The 3,512-nt window shown below is 35.3% G+C and carries 3 protein-coding genes and 1 pseudogene; all 4 read right to left on the bottom strand.

The features are described from left to right. Positions 1-264, bottom strand: a pseudogene (locus AC1DVB_RS25990) (ATP-dependent Clp protease ATP-binding subunit); the annotation flags it as partial. 740 nt (positions 265-1,004) lie between these two features. Next, a complete protein-coding gene (locus tag AC1DVB_RS25985; protein ID WP_230137760.1) occupies positions 1,005-1,448 on the bottom strand; it encodes a C40 family peptidase in 444 nt (147 codons plus the stop codon). A gap of 222 nt (positions 1,449-1,670) precedes the next feature. Beyond that, positions 1,671-2,297 (bottom strand): metal-dependent hydrolase, encoded by a 627-nt coding sequence (locus AC1DVB_RS25980; protein ID WP_098185970.1) that lies wholly within the window; start codon positions 2,295-2,297, stop codon positions 1,671-1,673. A 499-nt stretch (positions 2,298-2,796) separates the two neighbouring features. Continuing rightward, a partial coding sequence (locus tag AC1DVB_RS25975) for a hypothetical protein (protein ID WP_477591671.1) occupies positions 2,797-3,512 on the bottom strand: 716 nt, incomplete at its 5' end.

Below are 3,512 nucleotides of genomic sequence, written 5' to 3'. Positions count from 1 at the left end.
GCCATACTCTTCAAGCAATCCTCCGTCCTCGCCATTTTCAGCTGAATCCGGTTTTGGTACACCATTATAATTAAATGGATTGAATGAATTTGGAGATCCGTTAAATTGGAATTTCCCCATATCCATTCCGCCCATAGCTGCTCCAAGTTTGTTTCGTTCTTCTTTATAACAAGTGGAGCACAGTTTCACATCATGCTCCTGACCATTCATATTTAGGTGAACTTGAATATTAGCTTGGTTTACATGGCATTTTTCACAAAGCATGTAGTACTCCTCCTTTAAAAAATTAAATTGAAAGCAAATCTTTGACCTTCTTTGACTTTCTGACTTTATTATACATTGACCTTCTTTGACTTTCAATAATTTTGTCTGGGAATTTTTTTAAAAAAAAGGAATTCCTTCGATTTGGTTTGCTTAGCATATTAAACTATCCATTTCCAGTCAACTAAAAAGCTTTCATGAATGCTTCATACTACCGATTACCCAATTCAGGACTCACCATAACCTTAAACTATTAGCAAAATGCCAATTCTCTTGTCCATGTGCCTCATTCACTCTTATTTTTTAAAACAAAAAAAGACTTTATTAAGTCTCTTTTTGGTTAGTACAATTTTTAAACGTTGGRTTTCCACTCCAGGTACTCGCTTTCCGCGGGCGGTCGGGGAGCCTCCTCGGCGTCTTCGCACCTGYGGGGTCTCTCCTWGACGCGCTTTTCCCGCAGGAGTCTCGYACCTTCCGTTCCAATCATCTTTGTTTTAATTTTAAGATAGAATACTTTTTTGTTTTTAAGTAGTATTAATACTTGAGGTGATATCGATACTTTCTTAAAAGTCCCCTCGTTGTTCAACCCATGCCATGCTTTCCTTTCCGCAATAGCTGCTTCAATTCCAATAAAAAACCAAAAAGGTTTCGGAATGAAACCTTCCGAAACCTTTTTGTCTACAAATTGAAAGAGACTTCATTAAGTCTCTTAGCTTTTTTATATTAAGATTGATTTTCTTCTATTATATACGTTTCGCACCGATATACTTTGGCTTCCAATAACTATTATTGGTTTTAGCGTATGACACCCCTTTTGATGATGACGAGTGTATGAATTCATTGTTTCCTATGTATATGGCCACATGTGTGGGTTTTTTCGCTTTATTTGGTGCAAAGAACATTAAGTCACCTTTTTGCAGGCTTCTAACTTTCTTTCCTTTTTTATATATGTCAGCAGCAGTTCTTGGTAAATTCTTACCAGCCTTTTGATATGAATACTTCACTAAACCCGAACAATCAAAACCTGATGAAGAAATGCCACCCATTTTATATTTTGTACCTAGTTCACTTTTAGCYACTTTAATCGCTTTTGTATGATATGAAGCAGCTTCCACTTGGTTTCCGGCAAAGGATGCGGTTACAAGCGTGATAGCCAATGACAATCCGACGACAATTTTCTTAAACAAATTATTTACCCCCTGATGTGATTTGCTAAACCTAATATACTAGAAAAGCTATATCACTCGCATCACAGGATCTTTACGAATATGTTACATTTAGTAGATTTAGGAAGAATGACCATATAAAACATAGAAATAAGTCGAATCAAGTGTCCATTCAATATATTGAAAAGCACCTTTAATAAAACTATCTTTTCTTCATAAAAAAACAGCGGTAAAAAACCACTGTCAGAATTCTTTTGAGAAAAATGGAAGAAATAATTTCACTCCACGTTTATTAAAAGGTAAACATTTCAAATCTGCAATTAAATGACTTATGTATCCTAATGAACAAGTGGCGAAAATTCCGTCAATCCCCATAAAGGCTTCGAATTGAAAGGCAATGATGCCAAAGAAAGCGATACCGGCAATCGAATGGGTATAACTTCTATGTGGTGTAAATGATGCCAGGATAATATAGACTCCAAAAAGCCACAACCAGCTTTCCTGCAAAGATAAACCGCCTCCTAATACCGCTAATCCAGTCAAGGTCAGCATATGCCTTTGCCTAATGAAAGACGAAATAATGATGATTCCGATTCCTGCCCCTGCCCCGATCCACTTTTCCGTTTCAGAGCCTTCCAAAAGACTATAAATGATCATTAAAATCCCAATCGTTTGTGCTATCGTTCGGATAAACTTATGTGAAAAGGTAATCCTATTACTTAACTTCCCATCAATATCCATATCAGGCATCAGCCCTGAAACCCCCCCGATGCCCACCAAGAATAAAGTGGTGGTTGGATCTGTTTGAAGTGTGTTTGCCGTCAAGAATCCAACTGTTGCCCCTATAGCCATGTGTGCTGTCCCGTTCACTGTCTCTCTCCTGTCCCTCTAAGAAGTAATCTGCTCAAGAAAACGAATGTTTGTTCGAATCTCTGCATATCTAACTATACAACATTTTGGGGAAAATTTCTCTAGTTCTTATAAATAAAGCCAAAGAAATCAGTGATTAGAGCAAATAAAATACCTTTTCATACATTTAAAACACTTTTTCTAAATGTCTATAATTGCTTTGTTTAGGTAATTTTCATTACTCTAAATACGCAAAATATTTTTCAGTAAATTGAGGTTTTTCATGAAATTTTATCCAAAATATGAATATACTAATCTATAAGGGGAGTGATTCAGATAGCTTTTTTAAATGCCTTCAATAATTTTAAAAATGGGAAAAAGTCCAAGAAAATAAAGAACATGGATTTTCGGGAACAGCATGTAAATAAATCGTCAGAGCTCATTGGTAATAATGTAATTGTCCAAAATATAATTAACAATCACCTTTCCAAAAAAAATAACCACTTGTAGGGTGGTTTTTTTAATTATTAGGGGAAATGGTTTCATTCTTTTCCAACTTCTCACTTGCTTCGTAAATATAGTTATATTGTAAATAGTAATCGTATATGACGTTTTGCAGGATTTTAAGCAGTGATTTATCGAATGTATCGAATTCAGTTTGATAACTATTTAAGACGGTGACGAATTTCCCGTCCATGTTTTCGAAATAATGGATAAGAAAGTTCTTGTAATATTCACTATCGCTATTGCTTTTATTCGTAATGCACGGATCGCCGGTTTGAATGGACTTTTCAAGCATCGCTTTGATGGATTTAGGCAGCTTTGCTTTTTTGAACTGGTTCAGGGTATAGATATCATAGGTAAAGGAAAGACCTAATTGATCGGAATAAAAATCCACGGCACAGTCCAATGTATAGATTAAGGGTGTTTTAAAGTCTTTACTGTTGGCAATTTCCTCTGATATCTCCAATTGAAATTCCTCGGATGTTAAATACGCTGCAAATTTCATTTTTGAACTGCTCATGCTGAATACTTCATAAACGGCTGCATCTTGTTTTTCAATTTCAATTTCGATATTAAAGAATTTAAAGTGTTTTAAACGGTAAAAAGCAATCGGGGCTAATAGGAATAGCAATATCCAAACTAGGTAAAGGAATAATGTGTTAAAGATGATTTGATAAAATTCAGACGTTACGATCGGTTCGATGATTAACGATATCAATGTATGTTCAAATC

It is taken from the genome of Peribacillus sp. P4_D6, assembly GCF_056401795.1.
Note: the sequence above shows the minus strand (reverse complement) of the source record. Positions and strands in the feature narration are given on the sequence as shown.